The organism is Lachnospira sp. CLA-JM-H23 (assembly GCF_040096425.1).
Lineage (GTDB): Bacteria > Bacillota > Clostridia > Lachnospirales > Lachnospiraceae > Lachnospira > Lachnospira rogosae.
Window position 1 is genome coordinate 1 of the sequence record NZ_JBBMET010000003.1, and the last position, 18,946, is coordinate 18,946.

The 18,946-nt window shown below is 37.0% G+C and carries 17 protein-coding genes and 3 pseudogenes; 17 read left to right on the top strand and 3 right to left on the bottom strand.

The annotated features are described in order from the left end of the window. The first annotated feature begins 26 nt into the window (after positions 1–26). The 6 genes from WMO42_RS04460 (at position 27) to WMO42_RS04485 (ending at position 3,397) form a co-directional block, all read left to right on the top strand. The gene (locus WMO42_RS04460; protein ID WP_349191647.1) at positions 27–527 is read left to right on the top strand and encodes a helix-turn-helix transcriptional regulator; all 501 of its coding nucleotides are present in this window, start codon (positions 27–29) and stop codon (positions 525–527) included. Between the two features lie 150 nt (positions 528–677). Beyond that, the gene (locus WMO42_RS04465; RefSeq protein WP_349191648.1) at positions 678–1,115 is read left to right on the top strand and encodes a radical SAM mobile pair system MarR family transcriptional regulator; all 438 of its coding nucleotides are present in this window, start codon (positions 678–680) and stop codon (positions 1,113–1,115) included. Next, the gene (locus tag WMO42_RS04470) at positions 1,112–1,801 is read left to right on the top strand and encodes a radical SAM mobile pair protein A (protein WP_349191649.1); all 690 of its coding nucleotides are present in this window, start codon (positions 1,112–1,114) and stop codon (positions 1,799–1,801) included. Before WMO42_RS04465 ends, WMO42_RS04470 begins: the two co-directional genes overlap by 4 nt. Next, a complete protein-coding gene (locus WMO42_RS04475) occupies positions 1,789–2,697 on the top strand; it encodes a radical SAM mobile pair protein B (RefSeq protein WP_055173883.1) in 909 nt (302 codons plus the stop codon). The genes WMO42_RS04470 and WMO42_RS04475 overlap by 13 nt, the downstream gene beginning before the upstream one ends. Before the next feature lie 116 nt (positions 2,698–2,813). Next, positions 2,814–3,110 (top strand): hypothetical protein, encoded by a 297-nt coding sequence (locus tag WMO42_RS04480; RefSeq protein ID WP_308800768.1) that lies wholly within the window; start codon positions 2,814–2,816, stop codon positions 3,108–3,110. An 89-nt stretch (positions 3,111–3,199) separates the two neighbouring features. Next, positions 3,200–3,397 (top strand): hypothetical protein, encoded by a 198-nt coding sequence (locus WMO42_RS04485; RefSeq protein ID WP_349191794.1) that lies wholly within the window; start codon positions 3,200–3,202, stop codon positions 3,395–3,397. Between the two features lies 1 nt (position 3,398). On the opposite strand, the pseudogene WMO42_RS04490 reads toward WMO42_RS04485, so the two are convergent. Next, positions 3,399–4,021, bottom strand: a pseudogene (locus tag WMO42_RS04490) (relaxase/mobilization nuclease domain-containing protein); the annotation flags it as partial. Then, positions 3,970–4,316 (bottom strand): annotated as a pseudogene (mobC, locus tag WMO42_RS04495) (plasmid mobilization relaxosome protein MobC). The pseudogenes WMO42_RS04490 and mobC, both read right to left, overlap by 52 nt. A 458-nt stretch (positions 4,317–4,774) precedes the next feature. On the opposite strand from mobC, the gene WMO42_RS04500 reads away from it, so the two are divergent. The 10 genes and pseudogenes from WMO42_RS04500 (at position 4,775) to WMO42_RS04545 (ending at position 14,899) form a co-directional block, all read left to right on the top strand. After that, complete coding sequence (locus tag WMO42_RS04500; protein WP_178544387.1) at positions 4,775–5,326, top strand: sigma-70 family RNA polymerase sigma factor; 552 nt, start codon at positions 4,775–4,777, stop codon at positions 5,324–5,326. Next, complete coding sequence (locus WMO42_RS04505) at positions 5,304–6,038, top strand: hypothetical protein (RefSeq protein WP_178544386.1); 735 nt, start codon at positions 5,304–5,306, stop codon at positions 6,036–6,038. The genes WMO42_RS04500 and WMO42_RS04505 overlap by 23 nt, the downstream gene beginning before the upstream one ends. Further along, complete coding sequence (locus tag WMO42_RS04510) at positions 6,022–6,909, top strand: ABC transporter ATP-binding protein (RefSeq protein WP_349191650.1); 888 nt, start codon at positions 6,022–6,024, stop codon at positions 6,907–6,909. The genes WMO42_RS04505 and WMO42_RS04510 overlap by 17 nt, the downstream gene beginning before the upstream one ends. Further along, on the top strand, positions 6,890–8,107 hold the full coding sequence (locus WMO42_RS04515) for an ABC transporter permease (RefSeq protein ID WP_349191787.1): 1,218 nt from the start codon (positions 6,890–6,892) through the stop codon (positions 8,105–8,107). The genes WMO42_RS04510 and WMO42_RS04515 overlap by 20 nt, the downstream gene beginning before the upstream one ends. Then, positions 8,108–8,830: a M15 family metallopeptidase gene (locus WMO42_RS04520; RefSeq protein WP_349191651.1), complete on the top strand. Its 723-nt coding sequence runs from the start codon at positions 8,108–8,110 to the stop codon at positions 8,828–8,830. It begins immediately after the preceding gene. 133 nt (positions 8,831–8,963) lie between these two features. Beyond that, positions 8,964–9,332 (top strand): winged helix-turn-helix domain-containing protein, encoded by a 369-nt coding sequence (locus WMO42_RS04525; RefSeq protein WP_349191652.1) that lies wholly within the window; start codon positions 8,964–8,966, stop codon positions 9,330–9,332. Further along, a pseudogene (locus WMO42_RS04530) lies at positions 9,274–9,510 on the top strand (cytidylate kinase family protein); the annotation flags it as partial. The gene WMO42_RS04525 and the pseudogene WMO42_RS04530, both read left to right, overlap by 59 nt. Positions 9,511–9,703: 193 nt before the next feature. Further along, on the top strand, positions 9,704–11,110 hold the full coding sequence (locus WMO42_RS04535) for an MATE family efflux transporter (RefSeq protein WP_349191653.1): 1,407 nt from the start codon (positions 9,704–9,706) through the stop codon (positions 11,108–11,110). A 406-nt stretch (positions 11,111–11,516) separates the two neighbouring features. Then, positions 11,517–14,339: an alpha-amylase family glycosyl hydrolase gene (locus tag WMO42_RS04540; protein ID WP_349191654.1), complete on the top strand. Its 2,823-nt coding sequence runs from the start codon at positions 11,517–11,519 to the stop codon at positions 14,337–14,339. Then, complete coding sequence (locus WMO42_RS04545; RefSeq protein WP_349191655.1) at positions 14,264–14,899, top strand: hypothetical protein; 636 nt, start codon at positions 14,264–14,266, stop codon at positions 14,897–14,899. Before WMO42_RS04540 ends, WMO42_RS04545 begins: the two co-directional genes overlap by 76 nt. 342 nt (positions 14,900–15,241) lie before the next feature. On the opposite strand, the gene WMO42_RS04550 is transcribed toward WMO42_RS04545, so the two are convergent. Continuing rightward, entirely contained in the window at positions 15,242–16,057 is an 816-nt protein-coding gene (locus WMO42_RS04550) for an AraC family transcriptional regulator (protein ID WP_318295661.1), read from the bottom strand. A 263-nt stretch (positions 16,058–16,320) separates the two neighbouring features. Here WMO42_RS04550 and WMO42_RS04555 point away from each other — a divergent pair, with 263 nt between their 5' ends. After that, a complete protein-coding gene (locus WMO42_RS04555; protein ID WP_349191656.1) occupies positions 16,321–18,834 on the top strand; it encodes a TIM-barrel domain-containing protein in 2,514 nt (837 codons plus the stop codon). The last annotated feature ends 112 nt before the right edge of the window (positions 18,835–18,946 follow it).

The following is an 18,946-nucleotide window of genomic DNA, read 5'->3' on the forward strand; positions in this document are numbered from 1 at the left end:
CTCTGTCAATGAAAGGAGGAAACAGTATGGATCAGAAAAAGATTGGACGTTTCTTAAAAGAACTTAGGAAAGAAAAGAATATTACACAGGAACAGCTTGCTGAAAAGATAAAAGTTTCAAGCCGAACGGTTTCTAGATGGGAAACAGGTTCTAATATGCCTGATATTAGTTTGTTGGCTGAATTGGCTGAACTTTATGATGTTAGTATACCTGAAATCATTGACGGAGAAAGGAAAAGCGAGAATATGAATGAAGAAATAAAAGAAACAGTATTGAAATTATCTGATTATACAGAGACAATTAATCAAAAAATTAAAGGAAAGTTATTTGTACTTACGGTTATTGCAATAATAGGAATGATTGCGTTTGTGATTATTGAATTTACAGGACTAGATACACCTGGAAGTGTCTATGAAAGAGTAGCAAGTGCAGGTCTTGGGTTAGATTGTGGTATGTTAATAGTCCTTGCAATGTATCTTTCTGGACTTTTAGGAAAGATTAAGGCAAGACGAAAAATGAAACGATAGTATAACTGTAAATAAAAAGTCTGATAGACCGTAAAATTCCGGTTTGGAGAATTGAAAAAAACGGAATTTACCTATTAAGACATATAAACTGTTGACAATAAAGCTCCTATATAGTATGTTTTTAATAAACTACTATATAGGAGTTTTTGTATGAAAATGAATGGCGGATTTCTTGTTACCAAAATAAAACAACTTGGAGATCGAATCTTTGAGAAGATTCTCAGCGAAAAGAATATTGATGCGTTTAACGGAGCCCAGGGGCGTATTCTTTATGTACTGTGGCAGGAAGATGGAATCTCAATCAGGTCACTCTCGATTAAATGTGGATTAGCGATAACTTCTCTTACTACGATGCTGGAAAGAATGGAAAATCAAGGGCTGATAAGACGTGTTCAGTCTGAAACGGACAAAAGGAAAACACTCCTGTTTCTGACTGAAAAAGCATATGCCTTAAAGGACGAATACGATTCTGTATCTGATAAAATGGGCAGTATTTACTACAAGGGTTTTTCGGAGGAAGAAATTACCCAGTTTGAGGAATACCTCGACCGTATCAGAAAGAATCTTGAGGAGTGGCAGAAATTATGAGTATTTGTATCAAAGATCAGATTCAAAACATGAATATCGTCATCGGATGTACAGTGGGATGTGCATATTGCTATGCCCGCAATAATGTGAAACGCTGGCATATGATTGATGACTTTGCTGACCCTGAATTCTTTCCGGGTAAGCTCAAGATGATGGAAAAGAAACGTCCGCAGAACTTTCTTCTTACCGGCATGAGAGATCTTTCCGGCTGGAAGTCAGAATGGAGAGACGAGGTATTTGAAAAAATCCGTGAAAATCCACATCATCAGTTCCTGTTCCTTACCAAGCGACCTGATTTGCTGGATTTTGATACCGATCTGGAAAACGCATGGTTTGGCGTTACGGTGACGAGGAAAGTAGAACGATGGCGTATCGACGCCCTTCGGAAAAACGTCAGAGCAAAACATTACCATGTTACCTTTGAGCCGTTATTCGATGATCCCGGCACAGTTGACCTTTCTGGAATCAATTGGATCGTTGTCGGCACCATGACCGGAGCTCAGAGTAGGAAGATTCATACGGAAACGGAATGGGCATGGTCTCTGACGGACCAGGCACATAAGCTCGGCATTCCGGTGTTTATGAAGGAAGACCTTGTCCCTATCATAGGGGATGAAAATATGATTCAGGAAATGCCGGAAGAATTTAATAAAGTGTTAGAGGTACAGAAATCATGGAAGAAGTAATAAATGGAATCCTCATTCGTGAGGTGGAAACAAAGAATATCATGACTAAGTCTAGTCTGCCGGTAGGCGGTTACTCGGTCAATCCCTATGTGGGCTGTACACATGCCTGCAAGTATTGCTATGCTTCTTTTATGAAGCGCTTTACCGGGCACAAGGAGGAATGGGGCACTTTCCTTGATGTGAAGCATTGGCCGGAAATTAAAAATCCGAAGAAATATGCCGGACAGCGGGTGGTCATCGGTTCTGTGACAGATGGCTACAATCCACAGGAGGAGCAATTCGGGAATACCAGAAAACTTCTGGAGCAGCTGATCGGCAGTGACGCAGATATTCTGATCTGCACAAAGTCGGATCTTGTGGTACGGGATATTGATCTGTTGAAGAAGCTTGGACGTGTAACCGTTTCATGGTCGATCAACACACTAGATGAAAATTTCAAGAACGATATGGATTCTGCTTCGAGCATTGAGCACCGTATCGCTGCTATGAAGCAGGTATATGAGGCAGGTATCCGTACAGTCTGTTTCGTATCCCCGGTATTCCCCGGTATCACGGATTTTGAAGCAATCTTTGAGCGGGTAAAGAATCAGTGCGATCTGTTCTGGCTCGAAAATCTCAATCTTCGAGGCGGTTTCAAAAAGACAATTATGGATTATATCGCCGGAAAATATCCTGATCTTGTACCACTTTACGACGAGATCTATAACAAGCATAACCGCAGCTACTTTGAAGCACTTGAAGTAAAAGCTGAGAAAATGGCTAAGAAGTATGATTGTGCCTTTGTGGATAATGAAATGCCTTATGGCAGAGTCCCGCAGGGACATCCGGTGATCGTAGATTATTTCTATCATGAGGAAATCCGTGGGACAGAGAATACCGGAAAAAGAAATCGCTAACTTCAAGTTTGTCGGAGAAACACTAATACCACACAAAACTTAATATCAACACAGCGTCAGAGCGTATGGGAAAACCTGTACGCTCTCTTTTTTTATCAAAAATTGAGGAAAATCACATGGAAGAAACAAATGTAACAATGACAACAGAGAAAACGCAGGGAGAGCCAGCTGCAAAAGAAAATGAGACAAAGGCGGAGAAGTTTATCCGTATTGGCGAGTACCGCATGAATAAGGCGGTGGATGCCATTGGCAGACTGGAAAATCTTGCGAATCGCAGTTTCTATGAATACACACAGGAACAGGTAGACGCTATGTTTCAGGCATTAGAGGGGAGGGTTGTGGAAGTTAAGGTAAGGTTTATGCCTAAGAAAGCGGCTGAGAGTAAGACTTTCAGCTTTGGCATAACGGAATAGGAATGTAACGTGAAGTAAAGGAAAGCTAGTCATGTAGTGTATGTGGCTGCCTTTTTGTCGTATCTATGACAGGAAGGAGAACTGCGTACGTGAGAAAATATGATTTTATATCGGCTCTGGAAAAAGAGACAGCAGCCGAGGTTGTCAAAAATCGTGAGGAATGGATGAAATACCTTATCACAGCGGCGAGATTATATAAGTATCCGTTCCGGGAACAGCTTTTGATCTATGCACAAAGACCGGACGCAACAGCGTGTGCTTCCATAGAGCTGTGTAATGAGCGTTAAAAGATTCCCTTTTAATTTCATATCCTTTGACTTTCATTAAAAGTAAAAAATCTTCGTATATGGAAGCTGACTTGATGCAAAAATTGATGTCCCTTCTAAGCTGGGTTTTCCAAGTAGAGCCATTCTGATCAGACTGCCATTCTTTGTATTTTTATCACGTTCACCACCCGGAATGATGATGGAAAGGTTATGAGCTTTGCATAGTTCATCACTTAGTTTCCGGATGTGGTAATACGACTGTTTGCAGTCGTGATATTTGTTATGCTCGATGTTATCAGCAGCACAAAATATGATGTGATTATGAATATGTCCTTTATCAATGTGTGTGGTGAGAACATACGAATATTTCCATTCTAAAACCTTGTCAGCAAGTTTTTTTCCAATGCGGTGAGCTTCCTCATAACTAACTTCTCCCGGAGCAAAAGCCTGTATCAGATGATAGGCTTTGTTAGGACTGTTCTCCCTGCAATGGTCAAGGGTGTACTTAAAGTCAATCGCTGCTGTTTCTGGCGCACACGCATAAGATGAAACATAGATTTGCTCATCTGTTTTGTCGGGACTGCAGATGTAATCTATTGCTTTATCAACGGTTGCTTTGATAGCATGGATTTTTGTGTATGCCATACTTCATTCATCAATTCCTTTACTTCATTCATATCGTCTTGATAGCTGTTTCCGGTACTGTTTACCCGCTTTGCAATCTGATTCAGACTTGAGCTGATTCGTCCAAGCTCTGTATTATAATTTCGCAGATAACTGTAATCGACATCATACACATATCCATATAAAACCAGTTTGCGTAAGAAAGCTGACATGCTTTTCATGCCGGATGCTTTGAACTTGGTATTGAGAATGTATTGCTCATCATTACTGAGATAAAATAAAATTGCACCGGATTGGTGCGGTTTCTGTTTGCCATTGAGTCACGTCCTTTCTAAATTTGGGTACAAAAAAACTGCTGTAAAATATTCGATTTTTACAACAGTCTGTTTCATGTTTTATTTAATTTGGGGTGTAATTACCCATAGCAAGTTGTAGCAAAAACGGCAGGAAAGGTCAATGCATTTCGACGGTAAAATGAAGAATAACCGAAGAAAAATCGAGAGAGGGTTAGGGATACTTCCCTATGGAAATTCAACTACATAGGCGATAGGAAAGTGTGGGGAATTTCGCATGTGTCATGACACAGGCTGTGCTTGCTATTATAGTTGAGGCTATTGGCTCAGATAGTTATAATAATGAAATATGTTTGAGATTGTTCACATAATTCGAAAATAAAAAACTTGGTTTTGACTATCTTTTTATGGTTCTCAATCGTTATACATTATAGAATGTGATAAATATTTTGAACTTCTAAAAATGAGAAAGGGGGATTTTGTGTATAATGATTTTCTACTAATCAGGAAAATGAAGCAAGGTGATGATAATGCTTTTGATTTATTTGTCCACAAGTATTATCAAGAAATTTTAAGCTACTGTCATCATCATTGTTTCGATAAAACGTATGCGGAAGATTTAACGCAGGAAACATTTATACGTTTTTTTACAAGATTGCCCGACTATCATTATAAAGGAAAAACATTGAATTACTTATATACGATAGCAGGTAATCTTTGCAAAGATTATTTGAAAAAAACAAAAGAAATACTGTTGGAAGAAAATGAGTCTCTGGAAGGAAATCAGGCAGAAGAAAATCAAACGGAACAGATTTTGAATAGAGTTTTGATAGAACAGGTTTTAGGACAACTTCCAGACGAATCAAGAGAAGTGCTTACGCTTTATTATTTTCAAGAGCTAAAACTGACAGAAATTTCGGGTAAATTGCAAATCGGGCTTCCACTGGTAAAGTATCGTTTGCAAAAAGCAAGGAAACAGTTGAAAGAACTTCTCGGAAAGGAGGAATTACATGAATCAGAAAGAAAAGATTGAAGCAAGCGAAGAAAAAATACAGGAAACAATCTGTAAATCAAAAAATGCTTTTTTTATGGCAGAACAGGAACGAATGCTTTCTTATCATGATTTTTTGTGGATACAGCTTCGTGTCATACAAAAAAGATGGTGGGTTCTTCAATTTATAATTTTAGTGGCATTATGGATTGCTTTAAATTCTATCCATGATGAAATGTATATAAAAAGAAGTATGGGCGTAGTTGCGGCACTATTTGTAATCCTTATTATTCCGGAACTGTGGAAAAACAGGTCATGCGAATGTATGGAGATAGAAGCAGTCTCTTATTATTCACTAAAACAAGTATATGCAGCACGTATGCTGTTATTTGGTGTTACAGATATTTTTTTCATCACTTTGTTTTTAGGAGCCGCGTCAGCAGGTCTGCATTATGAATTATCAGAATTAGTTGTTCAATTTCTTTTTCCGCTTTGCGTAACTGCCTGTATCTGTTTCGGAATTTTGTGCAGCAAGCGCTCTTTTAGTGAAACGGTTGCGATTGTTCTGTGTGTTATATGGAGTGCATTATGGCTTTTCATTGTTTTAAATGAAAACATATATGTTATGGTTACAGTTCCTATATGGTTAATGCTGTTTGGTTTAGCAATGATTTTTCTTGGTTTTGCTATATACCGTATTTTAAAGAATTGTAATCAATATTTGGAGGTGTCATTTTATGAAATTAGAACTTGATGGTTTAACGAAAGAGTTTGGAGATTTTACAGCAGTTAATCATATAAATCTCACTATGACGAATGGTGTATATGGTCTTTTAGGTGTAAATGGAGCAGGAAAAACAACTTTAATGAGAATGTTGTGTACCCTTTTAAAGCCAACAAGCGGAACGATATGCTGTAATGGAAAAGATATTTTCAGTATGGACAGTGAATATCGCAAGTTATTGGGGTATTTACCGCAGGATTTTGGCTTTTATCCTGAATTTACGGTAGAGGATTATTTACTTTATATTGCAGCACTAAAAGGAATACGTCCTATTGTTGCAAAAAAGCGAGTGAAAGAATTGATCGCTAAGGTTGGTCTTTCAAAAGCAGCTCATAAAAAAATGAAAAAATTATCCGGAGGTATGAAGCGTAGAGCCGGAATTGCACAGGCTATGTTGAATAATCCTAAGATTTTAATACTTGATGAACCAACAGCAGGACTTGATCCAAATGAAAGAATCAGATTTCGCAATTTGATCAGTGAACTTTCAGAAGACAGACTGGTGTTATTATCTACACATATCGTTTCAGACATCGAGTATATTGCAAATGAAATCTGGTTGATGAAAGACGGAAAAATTCTGCACAAAGGAAGCATTGACGAATTGATAAATTCTATGTCGGAGACAGTATGGGAATGTCTTGTACCTAAAAATATGGTTCCGAATTTTATGGAAAAATATAAAATTTCTAATATGAAATCAGAAACGAATCAGGTTATGCTGCGAATCATTTCTCACGAAAAACCGGTTGAGAATGCAATGCGTGTAGAAGCGTCATTGGAAGATGTATTTTTATATTATTTTGGAGAGAAAGCAGGTGATGAAAATGCTGCGTTATGAAATAAAAAAAGTGTTTTCTAAATCAAAAAATAGAATGGCTGTTATTGTATTATTTGTAATACTTGTGATAACCAGTGTTTTAACGATTAACAAGGTGGAATATGTTGATGAAAAAGGAAATCATTTTGTTGGAATTTCGGCTGCAAGAGATTTAAGAGAAGCGAAAAATGAATGGAAAGGTTACCTGGCGGAAGATACTTTAAGTAAGGCTCTTGAAGAAAACAGGACAATTAACAATTCTAAAGAAGCATTGTCTGACGATATTACGGAACAAAATAAGGCATACGCAAAAAAGCAGGGAATTGTAAGCATTATTGATGTAATCGGTCAGGCATTCAGTGAATACAGGGATTATAATTATTATGCGGCTGATAATGTTTCTGATGATGAAGTTGGAGCTATCTATGAAAGAAGAATTTCTGCTTTAAAAGAATGGTTTGATTCTGGAGAGGAAACATTTACACAAGAAGAAAAAGATTTTATGATTCAGAAGTATGAAGATTTAGAAACACCCTTTTACTATGAATATATGGACGGTTGGGCTGCGTTACTGCAAAATATATCAACCTTTATACTGATTTTGGCTTTAGTGATAGGATTTTTTGTATCTGGAATATTTTCTGACGAATTTCAGGCAAAAGCAGATTCTATTTTCTTCTCTACCAGATTTGGAAGAAGTAGAGGAATTTCCGCAAAGGTAGGAGCAGGTTTTTGTATTACTACGGGATTTTATGTGATTTTTGTACTTCTATATACGTTTATTGTACTTTTCGTATTAGGTGTAGACGGTGCAAATTGCCCTATCCAATTAGATTTGTGGAGAAGTGTTTATAATATTACTTTTTTACAGGCATATCTTTTTATTGTTTTGGGTGGATATATAGGAACGATATTTGCTTCTACACTTGCAATGTTGGTATCAGCGCTTACACGCTCTACTCCAACCGCGATTATTGTACCGTTTATTGTGTTATGTGCATTTCCGTTTTTAAGCAGAATTATTACTTTACCGGGATTATGCTCTTTCTTCCCTGACCAGTTATTAGAAATTTATTTGGATATTAAAGAAGCTGGACTTGTAACATTGGGAGGTAAAGTAACAACAATTGCAACGGTTATTGTTCCTGTATATGCCGTGATATGTTTGATTCTTCTACCTGTACTGTATAAGGTTTACAAAAAAACGGAGATAAAATAAATGAAGCGATATACAAGACGAAAAAGCCATAAAGTAAAAATATTATTTAGCCTGTTATTTTTAATCATCTTATGTATGATGGCAGGCAAGGTACTTAATTCAGATTTTACATTACTCTCTCTTGATAATATAACACATCATGTCGCCAGTGAAGATAATGGTTGGAATCTGATTCTTGTAAATCGCGATAGTTATATTCCTGATGATTATCAAGTAGAACTTACAGAATTATCAAATGGGAAAAAAGTAGATTCCAGAATTTATCCAGAATTGCAGGAAATGTTTAATGACGCAAGGGCGCAAGGGTATGGTTTATTTGTCAGAGAGGGATATAGGACACAGGAAGAACAGCAACAACTAATGGACGAAAAAATAGAAGCATATGAAAATGAGGGAAAATCAAAGTCAGAAGCAAAAAAACTTGCAGAGCAATGGGTGGCGATTCCTGGAACAAGTGAACATCAGCTTGGCATTGCAGTCGATATAAATGCAGATACTACAAAAAGTTCAAGTGATGATGTTTATAATTGGCTTGCGGAAAATGCTCATACATATGGGTTTATAAAGCGTTATCCCTCAAATAAGACAGATATAACAGGTGTTATAAATGAACCTTGGCATTACAGATATGTCGGGAAAGAAGCTGCATCGAAAATATATTCTCAAGGAATTTGCTTAGAAGAATATATAGATACGCTTGGATATACCGATTCAGGACATTAAATTACTTGTAATTGCTCCGATGAATAATGTTTTAGGCGGAAGTTTATGAATAACAAACTAAGGAGGGAAGATTATAGCTAAATTATTATTACTTTCCCTTGAGGAAAATGAGGACGAACTATTAAATGCAGTTATGTCAGTTTTGGATGGTTTTGAAAATAAAATGCAGATGTTAAAAGATAATTTTTGCACAAAATTAGTTTTTGAAGGAATGGAAATAGATGTTTCAAAACGAATGATATATCGAGAAAATAAAGAAGTTAAGGCTACATGTGTAGAATTTCAAATTCTGCATTTATTAGCAAGAAATCCAGGCAGAGTATTTAGTAAGGAACAGATATATGACATTGTGTGGAAAGAACCCTATGTCGGTGATTACAACATTGTTATGAGCCATATTAGAAATATTAGAGAAAAGATTGAGGATGATCCCAAAAATCCCGTCTATATACAGATATGGGGATATGCCGGAAAAAACACAGCGCATCATGGGCTTATATAATGTTGAAGAGAAGGAAGCTGTCAAAATGATGGCAGACACAGATAAAAGACGTATGACAAATTATAACTTTTACACGGAGCAGAAATGGGGGAAAGCCAGTAATTATACGTTGTGCCTGAACAGTTCACAGCTTGGATATGCCAGGTGTGAGAAGATAATTATGGAATGCAGTAAATAACCAGAAGTGATAATTATATGATGTGATATATCTGTAAAACCAGGAGGACAATAGGTAATGCTAGAAAAATATAGAAAATCAGCATTGTTGTGGAAATAATGCGTACAACTATCGCAATCTACTTTGCATACAGAATTAAATTATAAAATTTGCAAATGTTTATTGACTCTACAACCGATATAGAGTTTATGATATGCTCATATCAGATAAGAAAGAGGAAAATGCTATGGAAAAAAATCTTACAACTGGAAGTGTATTCAAAAATGTAATTTTGTTTTCCCTTCCATATCTGCTTTCCTATTTTTTGCAGACACTCTATGGAATGGCAGATTTGTTTATTATTGGGCAATATGATGGTGTAGCAAGCACAACTGCGGTATCTGTCGGTTCGCAGATCATGCATATGATTACTGTTATGATTGTAGGTCTTGCGATGGGAACAACAGTAAGTATTGCACAGGCAATTGGAGCTGATAATAAAAAACAGGCATCTAAGGCAGTTGGTAATACCATAGTTTTATTTATGGGAGTTGCTATCGTTGGAATGGCATTGCTGCTTATGCTGGTACACCCTATTGTATCAGTAATGTCTACCCCTGCGGAGGCTGTAAATGGTACGGTCACATATCTGACAATCTGTTTTATTGGTATTCCATTTATCACGGCGTATAACATCATCAGCGCCATTTTCAGAGGTATGGGAGACAGTAAAAGTCCGATGTATTTTATAGTCGTGGCATGTATTGCAAATATTGTATTGGATTATCTTTTTATGGGAGCACTTAAACTTGGTCCTGCGGGTGCTGCACTTGGAACGACTATTTCACAGGCTATCAGTGTGCTTGTATCAGTGATTGTTATTATAAAAAGAAAAAGTGTTGTGCTAAGTAAGAAAGATTTCAAACCTTATCGTGAGGTAATGGGGAAAATATTATATATCGGTATTCCAATTGCTGTGCAGGATGGCCTGATTCAGGTTGCTTTTATTGTGATAACGATTATTGCAAACCAGAGAGGATTAAACGATGCAGCTGCCGTTGGCATTGTAGAGAAAATTATAAGCTTTCTGTTTCTGGTTCCGTCTTCTATGTTATCAACTGTTTCAGCTCTTGGGGCACAGAATATCGGAGCAAATAAACCAGAAAGAGCAATTGCAACACTGAGGTATGCTGTGTTGATTGCAGCTGGATTCGGAATATTGGCAACTATTACAATTCAATTTACCGCCGGATCAATCGTAGCTTTATTTACCGATGGAAATACATCAGATGGAGCAGATGTGATAAGGCTTGGCAGTCAGTATTTGCGAGGTTATATTTTTGACTGCATTTTTGCAGGTATTCATTTTAGCTTCAGCGGTTATTTCTGTGCTTGTGGAAAATCCGGATTGTCATTCTTACATAACATTCTGGCAATTGTACTGGTTCGTATTCCGGGAGTTTATCTGACATCAAGGCTATTTAAGACAACATTGTTTCCGATGGGACTTGCAACAGCAGCCGGTTCATTGTTATCAGTTTTTATCTGTGTGATTGCGTTTTATGTCATATACCATAAAGAACCGATAAGGAAGGATCATCATTTCTTCGGATATCATTAAGTTCGTTATTAAGACATTCTGCCCACTGACGCAGAACGTCTTCTTTTGTTTGATAATTTTTATAAAGGGAGGCACGTCCAACCTCCTTACCGCTGGTGAATTTACCTGTTGTAAGGAGCTTAGTATGTTTTGTCTTGAATCTTTGTCTAATGTATCTAATCAAAAGAAAGTTATAATTCTATATCGTTCGTGTCGAAAAAATGTCATTTCACGCAGATGGCATTTTTTTAAATGCCTTTTATTGTATAATATCATGTAAGTAAGATACAACGTATTTTTATAATCGTTTTACGAATCGTTTTACAAATTGTTTTACGAATCAATTATTATAGTGTTTTATAATGTTAAAAATATTGTAAAAATGTTGTCAAAAATACAAGAAGTGCGATAAAAGGAGGAAGAGTTTATGAGGTATTCAAACTTAAAAAAGCTTGCTGCGGTAGTATTATCTATCGGAATGGTATTTTCAAGCAGTGCTGTGACTGGTTTTTCAGCAGATAACAGCAAAATGATACCTACGATTGCTGAGAGCTCATATAGCCAGGCGGCAGCAGTTATGGATGAAGAATATGCCTATGATGGAACATATGTTGATAACTGGGGGGATACGCGTAAGGGTAGTCAGCTTGGAGTGACATATACAAAGGATGCAACAGAATTTAATATATGGGCCCCTGCGGCAACAGGTGTAAAAGTTAATATTTATGAAGCAGGTGCAGGTAATGCTAGTAATGCCTGTAAGATAGGATCTTATACATTAGAGAAGGTGTCTAGCAGTAAAGAATGGAATGGTATATGGACTATAACGCTTTTAGGTGATTGGGGTGACTTATATTATGATTATACGATTACCACAACAGCTGCTTATAATAAGGACAGCAATCAAACACAAACATATAATATTCAGGATCCATATTCGGTTGCTGTCAGTGAAGATGGAAAGTATTCATATATTACAGACACTTCTACAATATCACCTGAAGGTTGGGATAACGACAGGCACGTATATGTTGATTCAACAAAAGCCAATACTGTTTACAGGATAAGTGTCAAGGATTTTTCATCAGATGCTGAATCGGGTATGACGGCTGGTGGAAAGTATAGTGCATTTACGCAAAAGGGTGCAAAAGTAAATAGTGCGGGAGAGCTTGTATCAGGTATCGATTATTTGAAGGAGCTCGGTGTTACGACAGTACAGCTTGCACCGTTTGCGGATTATGAGGCTGACAGTGAATATGAGATTTTAAATTATAATGCACCTGAGACAAGTTATGCTTCCAATCCGTCGGACTGCAAGACTGTAATAAAAGAATGTAAAGAGATGATTCAGGCACTCCATAGTGCAGGATTTTCTGTTGTGATGGAGATGCCTTATACGCATGCTTCAGAGGAAAATTCTCTTGAAAAGTCAGTTCCGGGCTTTTTTTACAGAATAAATAATTCCGGAGGCAGATATACAACAAATACAGGATATGACAATGAGTTTGCCACAGAGCGCAAGATGTACCGTATTTATATGGTTAATTCCATGAAATATTGGGCAGAGGAATATCATGTGGATGGATTTTCGCTGGATTTGATTGACTGTGTAAATATGAAATACAGAGGTACATCTCAAGTAAATAAATGGCTGGATGATATAAAGAAATCATTGGCAGAGGAAGATGAAAATCTGGTTATCTGGGGAGATAATTATACCAAAGAAGAAAGGCAGAATAAGACTTCAGTTTATGATGAAATTATTGGTACAACAGGTGGTACTTATGGCGATAGAAATGAAAAAGCCGTAAAAATCTATAAGCAGAAAGCAGCAATGAAATATGCCACGCCGGGAACATTGTTTATGGATGGCGGAGAGGAAATGTGTAACAGCGTTAAAGAAACAGGCAGCAGTTGCCTTGAATGGAAGGATTCGGCAGATTACGCAGATGTAGTCTCATATTACAGAGGACTTATGCAGATACGAAAAGCATTTTCACCGCTTGCGGATAGTCAGGAAATAACAGATTCGGAAGCTTATGTGCTTACAGGTACCAAAGCTGATGAATGGGACACTATGGCAGTATTAAATAATGATTCAGATGTGGCAAAAGAAATCACAATTCCGGTTCAGACAAGAGCTGCCGCAGACTGGGTTGTTATTGCTAACGGCGAAAGTGCAGGAGTTACATCGCTTGGTGAAGTGTCTGGCTCAGTTGTAAATGTTCCTGCATATACTACAATGATTCTTGTAGACAGGGAAAGCTTTGAGGCTGTGGCTGTAACCTCAGACAAAGGAAAAGTAATTGTTAATTATGTTATAAAAGATAGTGGGCAGAAGTTACGTGAATCGATTACACTTCAGGGTACACATGGAACGAATTATGTGGTGCCTGATAATATTAAGATTCCATCAGGATATGCTTTTTTAAGTCAAATAGGCAATAAAAGGGGTGTGTATACATCAGATACACAGACAGTTACATATTATTATGAAGCGATAGATCCAGATACAGTAGTATACGGAATTAAAAATAATGGAGTGTACTGTAAGAACGCAAAGTTTAAAGTAAATTCTTCTGATTATACACAGGTAATGGCAGGAAATAAAATACTTACACCTGATGCGGATGGTGCTTATACTGTGTCTGCGGCAGATGGCACACAGACAATAGCATTGACAGATAGTGAAGGATATAGCATTTATCTGTCTATTACAGTAAATGCAGACCACACAATAAATAACAGTGACTGCACGAAGGAATCGACCTGCTCTGTCTGCCAGCAAACATTTCCGGCACAGACAAGTCATAGGTTTAGTGCCAACTGGACAAAAGACGATACTAGTCATTGGAAGGTGTGCGAGAATGACGGCTGTACGGTAACAACAAAAAAAACAAAACATAGCGGTACAGATGATGGCGATTGTACAACGCCTGTAATATGTGAATGTGGTGAGGTTGTTACAGCAGCAGAGGCAGAACATATATATGATGAGAGGAAGTCAAACGGTAATGGTACGCATACCCGCAAATGTATAACTGTAGGATGTACAAAAGTAGAAACAGAAAACTGTGCGGGAGGAGAGGCAACATGTAAAAAGAGAGCCGTCTGCACAGAATGTAATGCAGAATACGGCACATTAAACCCTGCAAATCATAACGGCAATGAAGTATGGGAACAGACAGCAGAAACACATCAGAAACACATCAGAAAAAATATGACTGCTGCGATAAGGAAGTATCAGTAAGTGAAGCACATGATTGGGAAAATGGTGTGTGCAAAGTTTGTAATTATCAGTGTGAACATACAGGAGGAAATGCAACTTGTGTGAAAAAAGCGTTGTGTACAATATGTGGTGAAGAATATGGCACTTACAATATGAGTATACATGAAGACTTGCATTTAGTAGCGGCAAAGGAAGCTACTATGACAGATGAAGGAAATATTGAATACTGGTATTGTAATGCTTGTGACAGATATTACATCAGGCAGGATGGGCTTGTTGAAATTGAAAAATCACAGACTGTTATTGCAAAGCTTAAAGATACAACACCACCGGCAGATATAACACCACCGGCAGATGTAACACCACCGGAAGATATAACACCACCGGCTGATACAACATCACCAGCCGATATAACACCTGCGATCGATACGGATAAAGAAGCTAAGGAAGAAGCAGTAAAAGAACAGACTCCTGGTACGGGAGATGACAAACGTACATTAGCATGGCTTCTTATGTTTGTAATAGGAGGAGCAGGAGTAATAGTATTTGGTAAGAAAAATAAGTTTACAGATAAAATTTAAAATGGAGTAAAATAATAAATTGCTGGAATTCTGATTCATTTATAGAATCTGAGTTCCAGCTTTTTGTATAAGACAAAAATTTTGTGTTATAATGTTTTACAGGCTTTTTGATGGAATATTTATTTACGAGGAGGAAGCAAAGGGTGGATGAATTGAAGTGCAATAATTGTAAATATAAAACTAATGTATCCAATGTGTATTGGATTTATAGATAAAAGGGAAGAGGAATTCAACAGCATACTTATGTTTTGGAAGGTACAAGGTTTATATGACCGGGAAAAAATAAATAAATTACTAGATGATTTCGAACAGTCATATGACAGGCTTTTTAATCAGGAGTAATTAATTCTTTGTATGTAACTTCTTATACTGCGAAGGATTTACTCCGGCTATTTCTTTAAAAACGCGGTTGAAGTGTGTGAGGTTGGAAAATCCGGTCAGCGTTGCAACCTCGGTGACATTTTTATCAGTTTCCTTGAATAAACGTTCTGCGTTCATTATGCGTGTGCGTTTTATATAGTCAACAACAGTACGGTTAGTATTTTTCTTAAATTCACGACAAAGATAGTAAGTACTTATATGAAACATATCTGCAAGAACATCAAGTGATATGTCGTGTTCATAGTTGTTGTTGATATAGTTAATAATATGCGTTGTTCTGTTATGTCTTTCAATACCAATGGTGCTCTCTTTCATTCCAAGAACTGTAATAATTATAAGATTCACAAGTGCTTCCATCTGTTCCTGCTTGTATGCTGAGGCAGAGTTCTGGGCTTCAAGAAAATAGTACATAAGCCTTCTTAACTTTTTTAATGATTCAGTATCAGACTTGTATACACAGTATGAGTCTGCAAGCTTCTGCCTCAGGGCATCTGATGAAATTATGTCCGGTCTGAAATAAAGTACAATCCTTGAAAATGTGCATCCTTGTTCACTGTAGGAACGATGCATAGTCTGAGGTGGGAATATAATACAATCACCAGCCTCGGTTTTATACAATTTATCGTCTATATAGTGATATCTTTCACCATTATCTAAAAAATACAATTCATAATAATCGTGATAGTGCGAACGTGTCATATTATCGTTGACGCTGGCAGTATGTGCTGCAGCTATGGATTCACCAAGTGACATAAGGTTCTGTGCTACATCTATCATAATAATCCTCCATTCTTGTGCTGCTTCTTTGCGCATCTCAAGTTTGTGCGAAGCAATATTTATATATTTCACAACTGTATAGTTATATTTAATATATTATAAGTAGTATACAACGAAAAATTTGAAAGTGCAAGAAATGTAAAAAAACCAATTTATCCTGTCAATATCTGTATAGTTTTAATTATTGAATAGTTGTATAAATTAATTATAAACAAAACATAAACAAGAGATTATCAGATTACTGAAAGGAGATAAAAAATAATATGAGAATATGTTATAAGGCAGGAAATGTAACCTATAACACTAACTATTATTCTGTTATTACAGATTCAGTAGAAATAAGAATATGGTTTCTCACAGATGAAATAATCAGAATAAGAGCCGGCTTTGATGGAGACTGGGATGAAGCTTCATATAGTCTTGCTATGACAGCATGGGACTCAAGAACAGATGAGTTTTTAAAGGGCTATAGAAAAAGAGTTGAAGTGGCATACTCAGAGCTTGTGGATGGAACTGACAAGGCAGTTATTTGCGGAAGTAAGCTTCGTATAGAAATTGAAAAGAATCCATTCCGTATATGTGTATATGATAAAGATGGAACATTATTACACGCAGATATTACAGATCTTGCATATAGAGAGGATTCAAATAAAAGGCGGATACATACAAGCCAGATAGAGTCAGATGATTACTTTTATGGCTTTGGCGAGAAAGGGGGAGATATTAATAAGGCTGAAAAGTATATGAATATGGCTCCTGGTGATGCAATGGGCTACAATCCTAAGGAAACAGATTCATTGTATAAGCATATCCCATTTTATATAAAGCTTTCAGGCTCAACCCATAAGGCAGTTGGATATTTCTATCATACAACAGCAGAATGTGACTTTAATATGGGACGTGAAAAGAGAAATTACTGGCATCGTTACTCAAGCTTCAGATCAGATGCCGGAGATATAGATCTCTTTCTTATAGCAGGACCTTCAATAGGAGAAGTAATAAGCAGATATACAGATCTTACAGGCAAGTCAATACTTCTTCCAAAGGCAGCACTTGGATATCTTGGTTCTTCAATGTATTATCCAGAGCTTCCTAAGGATTGTGATGATGCGATACTTGAATTTATAGATACTACCAGAGAAGAAGGAATTCCTGTAGATGGTTTCCAGCTTTCATCAGGATATTGTGCAGTAGAGACAGAGCAGGGAATTAAAAGATGCAGCTTTACCTGGAATCATAAAAGATTCAAGAATCCAGAAGAATGGTTTGCAAAAATGAAGGAAAAGGGCATAGTTGTTTCACCTAATGTCAAACCTGGAATGCTCCTGGTTCATCCGTATCTGGAGGATATGAAGAAAAAGGATATGTTTGTATATGACAGCATAAAGGATGAACCCGGTAAAGGTACATGGTGGGGTGGAACTGGAATATTTGTAGATTTCACCAAAGAGCAGACAAGAGAATACTGGAAAGAATACCTGAAAGAGGGACTTATAAAGTATGGCTGTGAATCAGTATGGAATGATAACTGTGAATATGATTCTATGGTTGATAAGGATGCAAGAGTGTATTTTGAAGGTAAAGGAAGTACTATTGGTGAGCTAAAGCCGGTAATGAGTAATATCATGTGCCAGCTCTCTAATGAGGCAGTAACGGAATATAATGAGAATATAAGACCATTTTCAGTATGCCGTTCGGGACACGCAGGTATACAAAGATATGCACAGGTGTGGGCAGGTGACAATCTTACATGCTGGGATGCATTAAAGTATAACATAGCAACTATACTTGGTATGGGACTTTCTGGCGTTGCAAATCACGGTTGTGATGTAGGTGGATTCTATGGAGAGTCACCAGAGCCTGAGCTTTTTGTAAGATGGGTGCAGAATGGTGTGTTCATGCCAAGATTTTCAATACATTCAGTAAATACTGATAATACAGTTACAGAGCCATGGATGTATAGTGGTATGAAGGATTATATAAGAACTGCAATTAAACTCAGATATTCTATGTCTCCTTATCTTTATTCGCTTGAATACAGAGCACATAAGACAGGACTTCCTATTATGCAGCCAATGTTTATGGTATTCCAGAACGATAGTAATACATATAATGAAGGCGTGGATTTTATGTGGGGCGATTCATTACTTGTAGCAAATGTTGTAGAAAAGGGTGCAGAGATAAGAGAGGTATATTTACCTGATACAGGAGATAAAAATATACGTTTTTATGATTATTATACCAGAAACGAATATGAAGGCGGCAAGACTATAAATGTACCGGTGGATATAAGTTCAATTCCAATGTTTATAAAGAGTGGAGCTATTATTCCGATGGCTGCTAATGAACTTAACAATCTTATGAATGATAAGGTTGATTCACTTCATATAATAATGGCACCTGATATAGATTCTTCATTTACTATATATGATGATGATGGAAAAACTAATGATTATAAGAATGGCAGCTACTTAAAAACTGATATTAGAGTTAAAGCTGGTGCGAAGACATATATCGATTTTGAATATGAAGGCAGTTATGAGAACACAGTAGAAACAATGGAACTTGATGTGATACATAGGGAGAAAGCACCATTCTATGTACAGCTTGATGGAAAGGAAGTGCCACATTTCCTTCATAGAAGAAAATACGAGGAAAGTGACATTGGATGGTATTACAGCCAGACTAAGAAATCAGTGCAGGTAAAGTATCCTAATCCAAAGAAAAACCATCAGGTGCTTATATCATTTGAAGTCTTTGATATGATTGGAATGTAATAGCATCAGGCAAAAGCAGGCTGTTACGAAACAGGAGAAATAGTGTAATTCACAGCTTCAGGTTATTGTGCATAAGACCAGTAGCTGACATATAAAAAATGAGTGCACAGAA